This is a genomic window from Pseudonocardia humida, assembly GCF_023898865.1.
In the GTDB taxonomy this organism is placed as follows: Bacteria; Actinomycetota; Actinomycetes; order Mycobacteriales; family Pseudonocardiaceae; genus Pseudonocardia; species Pseudonocardia humida.
This window is the reverse complement of sequence record NZ_JAGSOV010000065.1, coordinates 41,530-57,641: the sequence shown is the minus strand read 5'-3', so window position 1 is coordinate 57,641 and position 16,112 is coordinate 41,530. Positions and strand designations below refer to the sequence as shown.

Here is a 16,112-nt window from a genome sequence, read left to right as displayed (position 1 = left end):
GCAGGACAGCCGAGCACCGCCGGCTATCGGCGGAGGCGGCGGCGGAGGAGCGCGACCCCGACCGCCACCGCGGCCACCACCGGCACCGCCCGCCGGCCGCCCCGCGGGTCGGGCTCGTCCGCCGGGGCCCGGCCGTCGTCGTCGAGCAGGGTGACGGTGCCGGCGTCGCCGTCCACCCGGACCAGCTGACCGGTGCGGATGCGCGCCGTCCCCGACCCGGTGCCCAGCACGGCCGGGATCCCGTACTCGCGGGCCACGATCGAGCTGTGGCTCAGCGGGCCGCCCACGTCGGTCACCACCGCCGCGGCCAGCGCGAACAGCGACGTCCACGCGGGCGTGGTGATCCGGGCGACCAGCACCTCCCCGGGGCGCATGGCGGCGAAGTCGGCGGGACCGGTCAGCACCCGGGCGGGGGCGGTGACCGTGCCCGAGCCGGTCGCGACGCCGCGGATCGTGGCGCCGGTCTGCTTCTGGTCGCCGGCCGGCAGGATCCGGGCCAGCAGGCGGTCCAGCAGCGCGGACTCGGGCAGCACCTGCGGCGCGGTGGCCCGCTTGCGGCCCCGCCAGAGCGCCTTGCGCTCGGCGATCGCCGCCGGCAGGCCGGTGGGCGGCGTCCCGGCGACGGCCCGGCGCAGCTCGTCGAGGCGCAGCCAGAAGACGTCGTCGGGCTCGTCGACCGCACCGGCCGCGACCAGCCTGCCGCCCAGCTCGCGCAGCAGCCGGCGCATCGCGGGCCAGCCCAGGCCCATGTCGGCCAGCGCGTCCTCGCGCACCGGCCCGGTCTCCTGCGCCCAGCCAAGCAGCCCGTCGAACACCGCGCGGCGCAGCGGATCGAGCCGGGCGCGCACGGCGGCGGTCTGCCGGTCGCGGCGCTCGGCCGTGCGCCGCTGCCGCTCGTAGGGGTCGGTGCCGGTGCCGCCGAGGTGGAACCGCACCGCGTCGAGCAGCGGACCGGGCTCGTCGGCCGGCAGGGGGTCAGCGAAGTCGAGGTTGTAGACGGTGTGCCCGTAGCGGTCGAGGTGCTCGCGGAACCGGGCGCTCCACCGCGACCACGCCTCGCGGTCGACGCCCCGCGGCGCGACGTCGTGCAGGACGGCGTCGGCCAGGTCCGCACCGGCGGCCGCGGTCAGCGCGGCCGCGACCGGCGCGTCGTCCCGCGCCGCGACGGCCAGGTCGAACAGCGACTTCTCGGCTCGGATCGGCTGGCTGTCGAAGCCGAGCAGGAACGACTGGCCCGCCGGCTCGCCCCGGCGGCGCACCAGCCGGTCGTGGAAGCCGCGGAAGGCGAGCTCGCTCAGCGCGGCCAGCGGGATGATCGACTGGACGGCGGTGTAGTAGGCGGTCCCGGCGTCGAGCAGCTCCTCGACGCCGCCGAGCAGCTCGGCCGGGGTCAGCGCAGCGGGGTCCTTCCCGTTCCAGGTGCCGACGACGGCCCGGTACCGGGGGTGCGCGCGTTCCCGCCAGCCGGTCGGCCCGCCGATCGCCTGCGGCCCGGCGTACTCGGAGCGCCCGGTCATCGCGCGCAGCGCCCGCGGCGTCCCGGCGAGCATCCGCAGCATCCCGCGGTACCCGTAGAAGTAGTACGCGTAGCCGTTCACCGTCGGCAGGCTGATCTCGACGTCGGACGGGTAGTGGCCGAAGGCCTGGTGCATGAGCGCGCCCAGCGACCGGCTCACCGATCCGTCGATCAGGTCGGCGAACAGCGGGGTGAGCGGGTCGGGCATGTGCTCGACGATGCTGGCCCGGAAGTACAGGCCGCCCGGGTAGGGCACCGGCCACGTCGTCGGCGGCTCCGCGGCGGGCTCGGGCAGGGCGGTGATCGGACGCGCCTGCACGACCGCGACCCGGCCGCCGGCCAGCGCCCACTCGATGTCCTGCGGGGTGCCGTAGTGGTCCTCGATGCGCCGTGCGAGCGCGACGAGCTCGGCCAGCGCGGCGTCGTCGAGCACGGGGGCGCGCCGCCGCTCGGGTGGCACGGGCCGCGGCGCGGTGCCCGTGCCCGCGTAGACGGTCATCTCCGCCTTGTCGGCGACGTGGCGGGAGACCAGCTGCCCGGTGGCCTTGTCGACGACGTGGTCGTCGGTGCTCACCGTGCCGCCGACGACCGACTCCCCCAGCCCCCACGCCGCGCTGACCACGACGCGGTCGCGCCGTCCGGTCGCCGGGTCGGCGGTGAACGCGACCCCGGACGCGTCCGCCTCGACCATCTCCTGCACGACCACGGCGAGGCTCACGGCGTCGGGGGCGATCCCCTGCCGGCGGCGGTAGGCCATCGCCCTGGCCGTCCACAGCGACGCCCAGCAGTCGACGACCGCGCCCAGCACGGCCGCTTCGCCGCGGACGTTGAGGTAGGTGTCCTGCTGGCCGGCGAAGCTGGCCCCGGCCAGGTCCTCGGCCGTGGCCGAGGAGCGCACGGCCACCGGCGGGGCGCCGAGCGCCCGGTACGCGGCGCGCACGGCGTCGGCGATCGGGGCGGGGACGGCGCCGCGGCCGAACAGCTCGCCGATCCGCGCGGCGGCCCGCTCGAACGCGGCGGCGTCGGCGTCGGCGGGCTCGCCCGCGATCCCCGCGACCTCGGCGGCGAGGCCGTTGGCCGCGACGAACGCGTCGTAGGCGGCCGTGGTGACGACGAAGCCCGGCGGCACCGGGAGCCCGGCCCGGGTGAGCTCGCCGAGGTTGGCCGCCTTGCCACCGACCAGGGCGACGTCGGCCGCGCCGACCTGGTCGAAGCCGGTGGTGGTGGGGGTCGCGTCGTCGTCCATCGTGCGCTCCAGGTCCGCGGGTGCGCTCCCGATACTCCGCCCGTCCGACGACCCCCGGCCACCGCCGAGTGGCGCTAGTGGGTGGCGTCGAAGCGGCGGACATCCCGGGATGCCACCGCGGCCGCGCCGGTGACCAGGCTGCCGATGGCCATGCCGATGACCAGGTGGATGATCGCCTGGGCGAGCGCCTCGGGCAGCGGCCGCCCGGACAGGAACGGCAGCACCGCCGCGATCGTGGTGACCAGCCCGATGATCCAGCCCAGGTAGGCCAGCGGGCGCGGGGCGCCGAGCAGCAGCAGGTGGGCCAGCCCGGTGGCGGCCAGCGCCGCGACGGCGGCCAGCACGCACAGCACCACCGTGCTGGAGTCGCCCACGGCGCCCGCCTCCCGCGAGCCGGAGAAGGCGACCTGGAACACCGCCCGCACCACCAGCACCCCGACCAGCGCGATCAGGGCGGCGACCACGGCCGTGGCCACCCCACCGGACCACAACCGGGCGGCGTCGATCCGCGGCCGCGGCGCTGGGGCGTCCCAGCCCTCCTGGCGGATGGTCTCGTCCTCGTAGCCATGCATTCGTCTACTCCAACGCTCGGCGCAACAAAGCTTGCCAGTCTTGCCGTATCTCGGTACGCCGAACAGAGGAGTTGACGGTCATGCCCCTGTGGGTGACCCCCCGTCGAGAACGTCGTTGTCGGTTGGACCGTTCCAACACGACGACGACTTCGTTCTCGACGGTGGGGGTGGGTCGGGAGAGGGGCGGCGCGGACGGCCTCGGCGGGCGGGGTCAGAGCAGGCCCGCCAACCGGTCGGGGTCGGCGAACACGTCGACGGCCGCGATCCGACCGCCCACCACGGTCCAGGCCAGTACTGCGGTCGGGCGGCCGTCGACGAGGTTGACCATGCCCGGCAGGCCCTGCACCAGGACCGGGCGCCCGGTCGCGGCAACCTGGGCGAACATCAGCGCACGAGCGGCCACCGCAGCGGCCCCGCGGATGACCGCGGAGATCCCCGGCCCGGCGCCCGCGTCGGCGCGCAGCACGGCGTCCGGGTCGAGCAGCGCGACCAGCGCGTCGAAGTCGCCGGCCCGGGACGCGGCCAGGAACGCGTCGACGACCTCGCGCTGGCGGGCCGGATCGGGGTCGGGGGCCACGGCGTCGGCCCGCACCCGCCTGCGGGCCCGGCTGGCCAGCATCTTCGTCGCGTCGGTCGACCGGCCCAGCACCCGGGCGATCTCGGCGAACGACACGGCGAACAGGTCGTGCAGCACGAAGGCCAGCCGCTCGGCCGGGCCCAGCGAGTCCAGCACGACGAGCATCGCCAGGCCGACCGAGTCGGCCAGCAGGGCCTCCCGCTCCGGGTCGGGCGCGCCGATCTCGACGATCACCGGGTCGGGCAGGTGCACGTCGAGCGGGTCCTCCTTGCGAGACGTGCGCGAGCGCAGCAGATCCAGGCAGATGCGCCCGACGACGGTGGTCAGCCAGGCGTCCAGGTTGGCCACGTCGGACACGTCGGTGCGGGCCAGCCGCAGCCACGCCTCCTGCACCGCGTCGTCGGCCTCGGTCAGCGAGCCGAGCAACTGGTAGGCCACCGCGCGCAGGTGCCCCCGGACCCCCTCGAAGCGCTCCGCCAGATCGTCCTGCTGCCCCACCGCGCCCCCGTTACCTTTCCCCGCCGTCGTCCGTCGAGGCGTTGACGGTCCGGAACGGACCCGATCACGACGGAGGAACCCATCATGTCCGCTCGCATGCAGAGCCCCGCAGCCGTCCTGCCCGGCCTGACCAAGGCCATCGGCGGCATCTACCAGGCCATGCACGCCGGGGGCGCCCCGGCCGAACTGCTCGAACTGGTCCACCTGCGGGCCAGCCAGATCAACGGTTGCACCTACTGCGCGCACGCCGGGGCCAGCAACCTGCGCAAGGCGGGTGAGAGCGACGAGCGGCTGTGGACGATCGCGGCCTGGCGCGACGCGCCCTACTTCACCGACGCCGAGCGCGCCGCGCTCGCCCTGACCGAGGCCGTCACCCGGATCGCCGACAAGGGCACCGTGCCCGACGACGTGTGGGACGACGCCGCCGACCACTTCGACGAGAAGTCCCTGGCCGCGATCATCACGATGATCGCGACCACGAACTTCTTCAACCGGCTCAACGTCACCGTCCGCCAGCCCGTCGGCACCAGCTGGTCCTGACCGCCCCCGTCGAGAACGAACTCGTTGTCGGTTGGACCGGTCCAAAACGACGACAGCTTCGTTCTCGACGGTGGGGGTGGGTCAGGAGAGGGCGGCGCGGACGGCGTCGGCGAGCGGGGTGGCCGGGCGGCCGAGGAGGCGGGGGAGGTCGACGCTGCGCGGCCTCGAGCGCGACGGCCTGCTCACCCGCACCGTGCACCCGGTGGTGCCGCCGCGGGTCGACTACGCCCTCACCGACCTCGGGCGCAGCCTGCTCGGCCTGGTGCGCGCCCTGGAGGAGTGGGCGGAGACGCACATCGACGACGTGGTCGAGGCCCGCAGCGCCTACCACGGCCGCTGACCGGCGCAGCTCAGCGCACGTCCGCCCGGGTCAGCGCAGCAACAGCAGCGCCAGCCGGGACCCGGCCAGGGCCACCGGGACCCGGCGCTCGACCCGCAGCCCCGCCACCTCCGGCGCGGCCCCGTCCGGGACGAGCGCGACGGCCGTCCCGCCCGGCCCCAGCACCCGGCGCACCTCCCGCCCGAGTCGCCCGGGACGGCGCGCGAGCACGCCGGCCGGCGCCACCCGGCGCCCCCACGGCGGGTTCAGCAGCACCCGACGCACCGACCCGTCGGCCACCGGGAGCGCCCCCGCGTCGGCCCGCAGCCAGCGCACGCCGCTCGCCCGCCCGTTGCGCACCGACGCGGCCACGGCGGCCGGGTCGAGGTCGGCGCCCACGGCCACCGCCCCGGCCCGCGCCGCCTCGATCGCCAGCGTGCCCGCCCCGCAGCAGGGGTCGAGCACGACGTCGCCGCGGCCGACGCCGGCCAGCGCCACCATCGCCGCGGCCAGCGGCGGGTGCAGCGTCCCGGGCACCGACGCCACCTTCCACGGCCTGCGGTGCAGCGGCCGCGCCCCCACCCGGACGGCGACCGAGGCGCGGTCGTCGACCAGGGTGACGCGCCAGCTCAGCCCGCCCTCCGGCGGACGTCCCCCGCCCCGGCGCGAGTGGTAGGGCAGGTCGAGCCGGGCGGCCAGGGCCGCGCCGACGGCGTCCTCCACGTCGTAGCGGGTGAACGAGCGGCGCCCCAGGAACGACGCCGACACGTCGACCGCCGCCCCCGGTGGCCCGCCGCAGCCGACGCGGACGGCCAGCGCCGCGTCCAGGTCGGCGGCGGCGACGGCGGCCGCCAGCCGGGGCAGGTCGGCGCGCGAGCGCCCGATCCCCTCGACGTCCGCGACCAGCACGAACACGTCGTCCACCGTGGCCAACGAGGCCACGGTCGCCCTTCCCGCGGCCCGCGGCGCGACGAAGCGGACCTCCCGGTGGCCGGTGGCCACCACCTCGCCCCCGCGCCTGCCGATCTCCGCGGCCACCAGCTCCTCGATGCCCCGCACGCTCCGCGCCACCAGGCACGCTCCTGCGCCCACCGTCGTTCTCCCACGCCGCGACCCGGGGCGGCCGGTGGCCGTCCCGCATCACCCGCGGCGGGGTGCGTCCCGTGGACCGCGAGCGGCGCTCAGCGGAGGCGGAAGAAGTACATGCGGCGGATCGTAGGGAGCGCCGCGGAGCGGCGACCACCGGATTCCGCGCGGGCCCGGCGCCCGGCCCGCGGTCGTGCCACGCTCCGTCACATGAGCGATCACGAGAGCTACCCCGTGCTGCGCACGACCGTGCTCGACGCGACCGACATCCGCGGCCTGGCCGAGTTCTACCGGCAGCTGCTCGGGCTGCGGTACCGCCCCGGCGACGAGCCCCCGGAGCCGGGCGAGCCGGACACCTCGGACTGGCTCGTCCTGCGCGGCGGCAGCTTCCCGCTGGCGTTCCAGCAGGTCGACGAGCTGCCCGCGGCGACGTGGCCGTCCAACGACGTGCCCCAGCAGCTGCACCTGGACATGACCGTCCCGGACACCGCCGCGCTCGCCCACCAGCACGAACGCGCGTTGGCCCTGGGCGCGCGCGTGCTGCTCGACCACACCGACGACCCGGACGAGCCGCTGTGGGTCTACGCCGACCCGGCCGGGCACCCGTTCTGCATCTTCGTCGGGTAGGGCGACCCGGTCGGACCGGCGTCGCGCGTGACGTCCTGCGCCAACCTTTCCGCATCGGTAGCACCACCGATGTGCGCGGTGGGCGGGTTTTCCTACGATCGCGCCATGCCGACCTTCCCCGCCTCCGGCGCCGGGGCGCCGTGATCCGCGCGATCCCGGCGGTTCCCGGTACCCGGGCCGCCGGGGCCTGCGCGACGGTGGCCGGGCTGCTCCAGCTCGCCCTCGGCCTGACCGCGGGCGCGTTCCCGCTGGCGACCTCGGGGTTCTCCCCGTGGATGGCGCTGAGCGCCGTCGCCCTGCTGCTGCTGGTCGCCGCGCTGGGCGGGCTGGCGGCCGCCGAGGTGGCCGGCTCCGGCCGGCTGGCGATCGTCGGGCTGGCGGTCGCCATCGCCGGCGTGGTGACCGACCTGCTCGCGCACGCCATCGCCGCGATCGACGCGACGCGGTCGGTGTCGCCGCTGTTCCCGGTCGGGGCGGTGGGCACGTGGGCGGGCATGGTGCTGACCGGGGCCGCGGTGCTGCTCGCCCGGCGCTGGGCCGGGCGCGGGCGCTTCCTCCCGCTGGCCTGCGGGCTGTACCCGGTCGCCGCCGTGCTGCCGGCGTACCTGCTGGGCGACGGGCTGACCGGGCACCTCGCCCAGGCCGGGCTCGGGCTGCTGTGGGCGCTGCTCGGGGTCGGCCTGTCCCGCGTGCGGCGGTCGTGGCTGCCCCCGGTCGCGCCGACCCGGCTGCCGCTGCGCCTCGACCGCTTCGACGACCCGGCCCGCCGTCCCTGACGGCGAGGCGAACCGCCCAACCGGGCATGAAACGTCCGGGGATCGGGAACGGGTGGGTGTGCCCCGCCCCGACGCCTACGCAGTCGAGCCCTGGATCCTGCGCGAGCCCGCCGGGCCCCGCCTCGACGACCTGGCCGAGACCGAGACGACCTTCGCCCTCTCCAACGGCTGCCTGGGCATGCGCGGCGTGCTCGACGAGGGCGAACCGACCGGGCAGGCCGGCACCTACCTGGCCGGGCTGCACGAGCTGCGCACCATGGTCTACACCGAGGAGCGGGCGGGCGAGCCGGAGGCCACCCAGACCCTGGTCAACACGATCGACGGCGCGCTGGTGCGGCTCTTCGTCGACGGGCACGCCCTCGACGTCCGGGAGGGCGGGCTGCTCGGGCACGAGCGGGCGCTGGACATGCGGGCCGGCACCCTGCGCCGCGAGCTGCGGTGGCGCTCGCCGGGCGGCGAGGTCGTCGACGTGGAGTCCGAGCGGCTGGTGTCGTTCCGGCACCGCACCGCGGCCGCCGTCCGGTACGCGGTGCGCCCGGTCGACCGGCCGGTCGACGTCGTCGTCCAGTCGGCGCTGGTAGCGAACGAGCAGCAGCCGCTGCGCCCGCGGCACCTGAACACCAAGGACCTGCTGCGCCACCCCCTCGAGCCGCTGGAGCACCGCGCGACCGGCGACCGGCTCACCCTGCTGCACCGCACCCGCCGCACCGCGTTCGTGCTCGGCGCGGCGGCCGAGCACGAGGTGAGCGCCCCCCGGGGCGTCCAGGTGCACAGCGAGAGCGAGGAGGACGCGGCCCGGTTCACCGTCGCGGTGCGCCTGGAGCCCGGCGAGGAGCTGGTGGTCGTCAAGTACCTGGGCTACGCCTGGTCGGAGCACCGGGGGCTGCCCGCCGTGCGCGACGAGGTGGCGGCGGCGGTCACCGCGGCGCGCGCCGCGGGCTGGGACGGGCTGGTCGCCGACCAGCGCGCCGTCCTCGACGAGTTCTGGGAGCACGCCGACGTCGAGGTCGACGGCGACCCGGAGCTGCAGCAGGCGGTGCGGTTCGCGCTGTGGCACCTGCTGCAGGCCACCGACCGCGCCGAGGGCCGCGCGATCGCCGGCAAGGCGCTCACCGGCTCCGGCTACGAGGGCCACGCCTTCTGGGACACCGAGATGTTCGTGCTGCACGTGATGACCGCGCTGCGCCCGCACGTGAGCCGCGACGCGCTGATGTGGCGGTTCGCGACGCTGTCCAAGGCCCGCGCCCGGGCCGCCCAGCTCGACCTGCGCGGTGCGGCGTTCCCGTGGCGCTCGATCGCCGGCGAGGAGTGCTCGGGCTACTGGCCGGCCGGGACGGCCGCCTTCCACGTGAACGCGGCGGTGGCCGAGGCGGTCATCCGCTACGTCGACACCACCGAGGACGGGGAGTTCGCCCGGACCGTCGGGCTGGAGCTGCTGGTCGAGACGGCCCGGCTGTGGGCCTCGCTGGGCCACACCACCGGCGACGGCGCGTTCCACCTGTTCGGCGTGACCGGCCCCGACGAGTACAGCGCGGTGAGCGACGACAACGTCTACACGAACCTGATGGCGCAGCGGAACCTGCGCGGCGCGGCGCACTGGGCGGAGCGGTTCCCGGACGAGGCGGCCGAGCTGGGCGTCGACCCCGACGAGCGCGGGCAGTGGCTCACCGCCGCCGACGCGATGGCCGTCCCCTACGACGCCGACCTGGGCGTGCACCCGCAGGCGGCCGGCTTCACCGACCAGCCCGTGTGGGACTTCGACGCGATGACCGAGGACTCCTACCCGCTGCACGCGAACTTCCCGTACTTCCAGCTCTACCGCAAGCAGGTGGTGAAGCAGACCGACCTGGTGCTGGCCATGTTCGCCCGCGGCGACGCCTTCACCGACGAGCAGAAGGCCCGCAACCTGGACTACTACGAGCGGGTCACGGTCCGCGACTCGTCGCTGTCGGCCTGCGTGCAGGCGGTGCTCGCCGCCGAGGTCGGGCACCTCGACCTGGCCCACGACTACGTGGTGGAGTCGGCGCTGGCCGACCTGCGCGACGCCGACCACGACAGCGGCGACGGCCTGCACCTGGCCGCGCTGGCCGGGGTGTGGATCGCGCTGGTGGCCGGGTTCGGCGGGCTGCGCCAGGTCGACGGGCGGCTGGAGTTCCGCCCGGCGCTTCCCGAGGGGCTGACCCGGCTGGCGTTCCGGATGGGCTTCCACGGCCGCAGGCTGCGGGTCACCGTGCGCCACGACGGCGCGACCTACGAGGTGCTCGAGGGCGAGCCGCTGACGCTCTGGCACGAGGGCGAGGAGGTCGAGGCCGCGGTGGACGCCCCGGTGCACCGTCCGCTGACCGCGCGGCCGCGGCGGCAGGCGCCGACCCAGCCCAAGACCCGCCGCCCCGCGCGTCGGTCGCGCCCGCCCGCGGCCTGACGCGCCGCCGCCGGCGTCCCGGCGAGCGTCGACGGCCCTGGCGCGGGGACACTGGGCGGGTGGGGACGGCGGTGCGGGTCGGCGCGGTCGCGCTGGTGCTCGCCGTGGTGGTGCTCGTGCTGGCCTGGGCGTTCCAGCGGCAACTGGTCTACCTGCCGTCCGGGGCACCCGCGGCGGCGCCGGAGCGGGCGCTCGACGGCGGTTCCGCGGTCACCCTGCGCACCGAGGACGGCCTCGACCTCACCGCCTGGTACGCCCCGCCGACCGGGCGCCCCACCGGGGCCACCGTGCTCGTGCTGCCCGGCAACGCCGGCAACCGGGCCGCCCGCGCCCCGCTGGCCGGGGCGATCGCCGCGACCGGGTCGGCGGTGCTGCTGCTGGAGTACCGCGGCTACGGCGGCAACCCGGGCTCCCCGACCGAGGACGGGCTGGCCGCCGACGCCCGCGCCGCGCACACCCACCTGGTCGACGAGCGCCGCGTCGACCCCGCCCGGCTGGTCCTGTTCGGGGAGAGCCTCGGCGGCGGCGTCGCCACCCGGCTCGCCCTGGAGCGGCCCGTCGGCGGGCTGGTGCTGCGCAGCCCGTTCACCTCGCTGGCCGACATGGCCGCCGTGCACTACCCGTTCCTGCCGGGCACCCTGCTGCTGCGCGACCGGTTTCCCGTCCGGGACACCGTCGGCGCGGTCCCGGTGCCCGTCGTCGTGGTGGCCGGGCCGGACGACGCGACGGTGCCGTTCACGCAGAGCACCGCCGTCGCCGACGCGGCGGGCGCCCCCGTGGTGCCCGTGCCCGGGGCCGGGCACAACGACCCGGAGCTGGGCCACGGACCGGAGGTCGTCGCCGCGGTGGTGCGGTTGACCGGACGGTGAGAGCGCGCCGCCGAGTTCACGACTCCGGCTCGGAGAGCGATGCCCGGCAGAGCGGGCACCGGCGGACCGGGGCGGTCGCCATCGAGGCGGCCAGCACGGCCTTGCCGCACATCGCGGCGTAGCGGCCCGCACCGGACATCAGGCCCGCCTCGTAGAGGCGGAACGCGACGAGGTGCGCCGCGCCGTCCTCGGCCCCCGTCACCTGGACGAACGCCGCTCCGAGCAGCACTCGCGGCACCCCGGTCAGGACTTCGTCGCCCGGACGATGCCGAGCAGCGTGTAGGACGTCCGGCCCGCCCGCCGCTCGGCCTCGAACACCCAGGCCGTGAGCTTCTCGGCGCCCATCGTCTCGGCGATGGCGAACGCTGTGGCCCGACTCCTCGTCGCGTCCAGGCGCACGACCTCGCGCGGTTCCCCGTCCGCGCCGCGCTCTGTCCGTCGTCCCTGGACCTCGTAGGTGGTCGCCACAGTCGCCTCCTGCCGTTGTGCCCTCCGCTGGACGCAGGCCCGACGACCGGTATCGGGGGTCAGGTCGCCGGTCCTGCAAGAGCTCATCGTTCTGGAAGGCAGCTGGTGTCGCCACGTCTCTCCGTGAGACTCTCAGATCTGCGGGTGTCGCGTCGCGAGCAAGTTCATGCAACGGGACGGTCGCATTCCGATGACTCACCGTGAGACACTCCGGAGGTGGCCATGAGCGGGGGCGGCTCGTTAGTCGTGCGGCGGCAGCTCGGTGCGAAGCTGCGCGCACTGCGGCTCAAGTCGGGCAAGAAGGTCGCGGACGTGGTCGAGGCGCAGATCGCCTCCCGCGCCACGGTCAGCCGCATCGAGGCCGGGCAGACGCCGGTGAAGATGGCGACCGTCATGGCGCTGTGCTGGCTCTACGGCGCCGACCGGGACACCACCGACGAACTCGTGGGATTGGCGCCGGGGACGCAGCAGGAGGACTGGACCGAGCTGTACGCGCAGGCCGTGCTGCCCGACTGGTTCGGGCTCTACATCGGCCTGGAGCAGGCCGCGGCCTCGCTGCGCTGCTTCGACCCCGAGCTGGTCCACGGGTTGCTGCAGACCGAGGACTACGCCCGGGCCGTGATCGGGGCCGACCCGCGGTTGACGCCGGAGGTGGTCGAGGAGCGGGTGCGGTTCCGCATGGACCGCCAGCGCCGGCTCTTCGCCCGGCGACCGGACTTGACGATCGTCCTCGGGGCCGCTGCGGTCTCGCTCGTCGTCGACTCACCCGGCGTCATGTCGGCTCAGCTGGCGCACATCAAGGAGGTCGTCACCAGCGGTGCCGCCGAGGTCCGGGTGTTGCCCTGGACTGTGGGCGCCTATCCGATGCGGGGCAACTTCACGATCCTGGACTTTGTCGACGACGAGGACCCCACCGTCGTCTACGTGGAGTTCTCGGGCGGATCCCGCTATGTGGAGTCCGCCGATCAGGTGCGCGAGTACGAGGTCGTGTTCAGCGATCTGCTGAGCAAGACCGTGGCAGTGGAGGAGTGGACCGGATGAACGAGACCCCGTGGGTCAAGGCGACCGCCAGCAACTCGGATGGCACGTGCGTCGAGCAGCGACGGGTTGGTGACGTGATCGAGGTGCGCGACACCAAGGACCGGGGTGGGCCCGTGCTCCGGTTCACCCGCGCCGAGTTCGCGGCGTGGCTGGACGGCGCCCGGGGTGGCGAGTTCGACCACCTGCTCGACGGCGGCTGACCTGGCCCGGGCAGGCGCCCGAGAGCCTCACCGACTGCCGGTCAGGAGCGCACCAGCGCCCGCAGGAGGAGCGTGACGAACCACGCCTGCGCGCCCGTGCCGAACCCCGCGGCGAGCGCGTAGCCGATGGCGGCGTCGACGGGCTCGACCCGGCCGGGCGCCCGCCAGCGGGCCGAGACGTCCGGAGCGGACCCGCCGTCGCACACCGACCAGAGCCTGCCCAGCTCGCGGCCGTCGCGCAGCAGCTTGCTGCGCTCGCTCGTGCAGGGCACGAGCCGCAGGCGGACGGCGTCGCGGCGGGCGTCGACGCGGTGGGAGCGGCGGGTGAGCCCGCCGCCGGCGGGCGCCACCTCCCACCGGCGACCCGCGGCGAGCAGGTCGAGGCGGGCCGGGTCGCGGGTGCCGATCGGGGCGTGCGGGTGGCGGGGCTCGGCCTCGCGGCGGCGCAGCAGGACCCGCGGCACCGCGGCCCCGGAGACCTCGACCAGCCCGGCCACCCGGTCGACCTCGACCCGCACGTGGCCGAACCGTTCGTCCCGTTCCGCCATCGGTCATCCCGTCCGCGCGTCGTTCCCGGTTCGCCGGACGGTTCGGAGGCGGGCGACCCGGCGTTACCCCGCGCCGACCTCAGGGGTTGACGACCACCACCCCGGCCGCGTCCGCGGTGGTCGAGCCGCCCTTGGTCACGGTGACCTGCCCGCCGCCGCTGCTCACGTCGTAGCCTGCGTTCGGGACCAGGCCGGTGACCAGCACCCGAGTCACCCCGGCGGGCACCGGCACGGTGGTGGTGTCGACCTCCGCCCCGACGTCGACGGGGAAGACCGCGGCGGTGCCGGACACCGCAGCACCCGCGTAGGGCCGCCCGCCGGTGCTCTCCACGAGGGTCGCCGGGTCCGCGGCGACCCCGCCGTCGGCGCCTTGGACCACGTGCAGGAACCGGGCCGAGGGCGGACCGCCGGTCGCGTCGACCTGCACCTGGAACAGCATCGGCTCCCCGAGCGAGGTGGTGCCCAGGTGCGGGGCGGCCGGGCCGGACGTGATCGTCGCCCCGGCCGGCAGCAGCGTCGTGCTGAACAGCTGCTGCCCGCCGGGCGTCCGCACGGTCGCCAGCGGCCCGACCACCTCGGCCTGCGCCGGCACGTTCAGCCAGAACCGCTTGAAGCGGCCGGCGGTCGCGGTCTCCGCGCGGTCGTAGACGATCACGTGGTCGGGCTGCAGCCAGACCACCGAGCGGCTGGCGTGCCGCACGTCGTCGCGCTGGTCGTCGACCCAGTTGTAGAGCGCCGTGGCGTCGCCGAGCGCGTAGAACCAGCCCTCGCCCTCGCCCTGCGCGACCAGCGTCGGGTCGGTGGGCGAGACGATCGGCACCTGCGAACCGCGCGCGGCGATGTCGGCGAACGGTTCGTCCAGCGGCGCCACCGGTGGATCGTTCTCGATGGTCAGGGTGTTGTGGTAGTCGGTGTACCAGGGCGTGTCGTAGCCGGTGTGCTTCTTGGTCAGCCACTCCCCGCGCCGGTACAGCTCGAACTCGTTGGCGTCGCTGCCCTGGTGGTCGATCGTCTTCCAGGTCAGCCCGTAGGTGAACCAGCTCGCCTCCGGGCACCAGCAGGTGCGCGCCGAGTACCGGTTCAGGCCCTGCGCCGCGTGGGACAGCGGCAGCGGGGGGCGCGGGTCGGCGGGCGGGGCCGCGGTGGGGTCGAGGGCCAGGAAGTACCACATCGAGGTGAAGTACTCGCTGGTGTTCCCCACCCGGTCGACCAGCCCCTCGGCGCCGCCGGGCGAGACGTCGGTGATGTACCAGCGCACCGCGTCCAGGGTCGCCCGGTCGCCGCGGTCGGCGGCGTAGAGGCCGAGCGGCACCAGCGCGTCGGTGATGTCGTGGGCCTGGTACCGCTCGAAGTCGCCGAAGGAGGCGGGCTGGTAGACCGGCACCTCCCCGATCTCCAGCTCGGGCGGCGCCCGGGTCGGCACCGGGGCGATCGAGTGCAGCTGGGCGGGCAGGAACGCGGCGAAGAACGGGTTGTCGCCCATCACCGACTGCGGACCGTTCCTCGCCGGGTCGGCCTGGCCCGCGGTGTGCAGGGCGAAGCCGAGCTGGGTCATGTAGGCGATCGAGCTCTGCGCGTACTCGGTGCCCTCCGGCGAGTGCCCGCCCGCCGCCTCGGTCCGCAGGGCGTGGTCGGTCTGGTACCACCACAGGTTGAGCGCGTCGCGCAGGTAGGAGGCCAGCTCGCCACCGGGGTCGTCGGCGGGGTCCAGCGCCAGCGCCATCAGCACCAGGTTGCGCCCGTGCGCGGTGAAGTAGTTGTTCGTCGCCCAGCGCACCTGGGTCCTGTCGGCGAGCAGCGCCGCGTCGGGCGCCGCCCCGGCCCGGGTGAAGTCGGTGGCACCCCCGCCCGCCGAGACCGCGGGGTAGGCGGTGAACTGCTCGCCCGCCCAGCGCAGGAACACCTTCTGGATCCGCGCCCGGTCGTCGGCGGAGAAGTACGGGTAGGCCCAGTCGACGGTCAGCGGGAAGGCCGCCCCCTGCCAGCGGGAGCGGTTGAAGACGGCGAAGCGCGGGTCGACCCAGGGGTCGCCCTCAGCCCCGACCCCGGCCTCCGCCTTCCCGATCACGTGCATCAGCAGCTCGCGCGCCCGGTGGCCCCAGTCGGCGCGGGCCGCCTCGTCCGGGTCGACCAGCGACATGAACGCGAAGAGCTGCGCGTTCAGCTCCGTCGGGTAGGTCTCGTAGTCCGCCGAGCCGGTGTCCTGCGCGGGGATGGTGCCGTCGTCCATCCACCCCTTCGACCGCTCGGCCAGCGCCACGACGCCGCCCTCCCACAGCGGGTTCTCCGGGGTGGCCCAGGAGCGCAGGCGCTCGACGTCGCCCTCCCGGATGAACAGGCGGGGGTGCCCGGCGACCGGATCGACCGGGCCGCTCGGGCGCGACGAGCGCGTCTGCGGCTCACCGGTGATCACCGTCGTGCAGCCGGACACGACGAGCGCGGCCACCGCCGTGAGCACCCACAGGCCCCGCACGCGTCGACGCACGACCCCACCCCCTCGCCCGCCCGGCCGAGAGCGGCGGCGCACACACCCCGGATCAGCAGCGGAGTCGCCCGGACAGCGGCAGGCGTTACGGCGCGAGGCGGCATCGCGGCGGCGCGAAGCGTCGCTTCGCCTGTGCGCGGGCGCGGAGTTCGAGCCCGTCCTCGCAGACTCTCCCTGCTCCTCGCAGGTGCTGTGGTCGCTGCGAGGAGCACGCTGCCTCTGCGAAGACACCGGATGGGGGGCGCGGACACGACCGGTACCTACGGAGAGCTACGGATGTCGGCCCCACGTTGCTGCAGTTCCCGGACATCAGCCCCCGTGC

16 protein-coding genes are annotated in these 16,112 nt (G+C 75.5%); 8 read left to right on the top strand and 8 right to left on the bottom strand.

Features of this window, described 5'->3' with window-relative positions:
* Positions 1-23 precede the first annotated feature (23 nt).
* From KDL28_RS30935 to KDL28_RS30925, 3 genes are all read right to left on the bottom strand, one after another.
* On the bottom strand, positions 24-2,762 hold the full coding sequence (locus tag KDL28_RS30935) for a PEP/pyruvate-binding domain-containing protein (protein ID WP_252444267.1): 2,739 nt from the start codon (positions 2,760-2,762) through the stop codon (positions 24-26).
* A gap of 74 nt (positions 2,763-2,836) precedes the next feature.
* The gene (locus KDL28_RS30930; RefSeq protein WP_252444266.1) at positions 2,837-3,334 is read right to left on the bottom strand and encodes a DUF6069 family protein; all 498 of its coding nucleotides are present in this window, start codon (positions 3,332-3,334) and stop codon (positions 2,837-2,839) included.
* Positions 3,335-3,545: 211 nt separating this feature from the next.
* Positions 3,546-4,409, bottom strand: coding sequence for a sigma-70 family RNA polymerase sigma factor (locus tag KDL28_RS30925; RefSeq protein WP_252444265.1), 864 nt, complete (start codon positions 4,407-4,409; stop codon positions 3,546-3,548).
* Between the two features lie 96 nt (positions 4,410-4,505).
* Between KDL28_RS30925 and KDL28_RS30920 the strand changes: the two genes are divergently transcribed.
* On the top strand, positions 4,506-4,949 hold the full coding sequence (locus tag KDL28_RS30920) for a carboxymuconolactone decarboxylase family protein (protein WP_372497123.1): 444 nt from the start codon (positions 4,506-4,508) through the stop codon (positions 4,947-4,949).
* Positions 4,950-5,025: 76 nt separating this feature from the next.
* On the top strand, positions 5,026-5,289 hold the full coding sequence (locus tag KDL28_RS30915; protein WP_372497122.1) for a winged helix-turn-helix transcriptional regulator: 264 nt from the start codon (positions 5,026-5,028) through the stop codon (positions 5,287-5,289).
* Between the two features lie 30 nt (positions 5,290-5,319).
* Here KDL28_RS30915 and KDL28_RS41180 read toward each other — a convergent pair whose 3' ends face one another.
* On the bottom strand, positions 5,320-6,339 hold the full coding sequence (locus KDL28_RS41180; RefSeq protein ID WP_308216085.1) for a TRM11 family SAM-dependent methyltransferase: 1,020 nt from the start codon (positions 6,337-6,339) through the stop codon (positions 5,320-5,322).
* 225 nt (positions 6,340-6,564) lie between these two features.
* Here KDL28_RS41180 and KDL28_RS30905 point away from each other — a divergent pair, with 225 nt between their 5' ends.
* The 4 genes from KDL28_RS30905 (at position 6,565) to KDL28_RS30890 (ending at position 11,048) form a co-directional block, all read left to right on the top strand.
* Positions 6,565-6,981, top strand: a complete 417-nt coding sequence (locus KDL28_RS30905) for a VOC family protein (protein WP_252444263.1) — start codon at positions 6,565-6,567, stop codon at positions 6,979-6,981.
* A 140-nt stretch (positions 6,982-7,121) separates the two neighbouring features.
* Entirely contained in the window at positions 7,122-7,757 is a 636-nt protein-coding gene (locus KDL28_RS30900; protein WP_252444262.1) for a hypothetical protein, read from the top strand.
* A 52-nt stretch (positions 7,758-7,809) separates the two neighbouring features.
* The gene (locus tag KDL28_RS30895) at positions 7,810-10,179 is read left to right on the top strand and encodes a glycoside hydrolase family 65 protein (protein WP_252444261.1); all 2,370 of its coding nucleotides are present in this window, start codon (positions 7,810-7,812) and stop codon (positions 10,177-10,179) included.
* Between the two features lie 59 nt (positions 10,180-10,238).
* Positions 10,239-11,048 (top strand): alpha/beta hydrolase, encoded by an 810-nt coding sequence (locus KDL28_RS30890; protein ID WP_252444260.1) that lies wholly within the window; start codon positions 10,239-10,241, stop codon positions 11,046-11,048.
* Between the two features lie 16 nt (positions 11,049-11,064).
* Here the strand turns inward: KDL28_RS30890 and KDL28_RS30885 are convergent, their stop codons facing one another.
* Both KDL28_RS30885 and KDL28_RS30880 read right to left on the bottom strand, forming a co-directional pair.
* Entirely contained in the window at positions 11,065-11,277 is a 213-nt protein-coding gene (locus KDL28_RS30885) for a hypothetical protein (protein WP_252444259.1), read from the bottom strand.
* A 14-nt stretch (positions 11,278-11,291) separates the two neighbouring features.
* On the bottom strand, positions 11,292-11,516 hold the full coding sequence (locus tag KDL28_RS30880) for a hypothetical protein (protein WP_252444258.1): 225 nt from the start codon (positions 11,514-11,516) through the stop codon (positions 11,292-11,294).
* Between the two features lie 222 nt (positions 11,517-11,738).
* On the opposite strand from KDL28_RS30880, the gene KDL28_RS30875 reads away from it, so the two are divergent.
* Positions 11,739-12,557 (top strand): helix-turn-helix domain-containing protein, encoded by an 819-nt coding sequence (locus KDL28_RS30875; RefSeq protein ID WP_252444284.1) that lies wholly within the window; start codon positions 11,739-11,741, stop codon positions 12,555-12,557.
* The gene (locus tag KDL28_RS30870; RefSeq protein WP_252444257.1) at positions 12,554-12,757 is read left to right on the top strand and encodes a DUF397 domain-containing protein; all 204 of its coding nucleotides are present in this window, start codon (positions 12,554-12,556) and stop codon (positions 12,755-12,757) included. The genes KDL28_RS30875 and KDL28_RS30870 overlap by 4 nt, the downstream gene beginning before the upstream one ends.
* Before the next feature lie 41 nt (positions 12,758-12,798).
* Here the strand turns inward: KDL28_RS30870 and KDL28_RS30865 are convergent, their stop codons facing one another.
* The gene (locus KDL28_RS30865; protein ID WP_252444256.1) at positions 12,799-13,305 is read right to left on the bottom strand and encodes a hypothetical protein; all 507 of its coding nucleotides are present in this window, start codon (positions 13,303-13,305) and stop codon (positions 12,799-12,801) included.
* Positions 13,306-13,384: 79 nt separating this feature from the next.
* Positions 13,385-15,790 carry a hypothetical protein gene (locus tag KDL28_RS30860; RefSeq protein WP_252444255.1) on the bottom strand — a complete coding sequence of 802 codons (2,406 nt, stop codon included), beginning with the start codon at positions 15,788-15,790 and terminating at the stop codon, positions 13,385-13,387.
* Positions 15,791-16,112 lie beyond the last annotated feature (322 nt).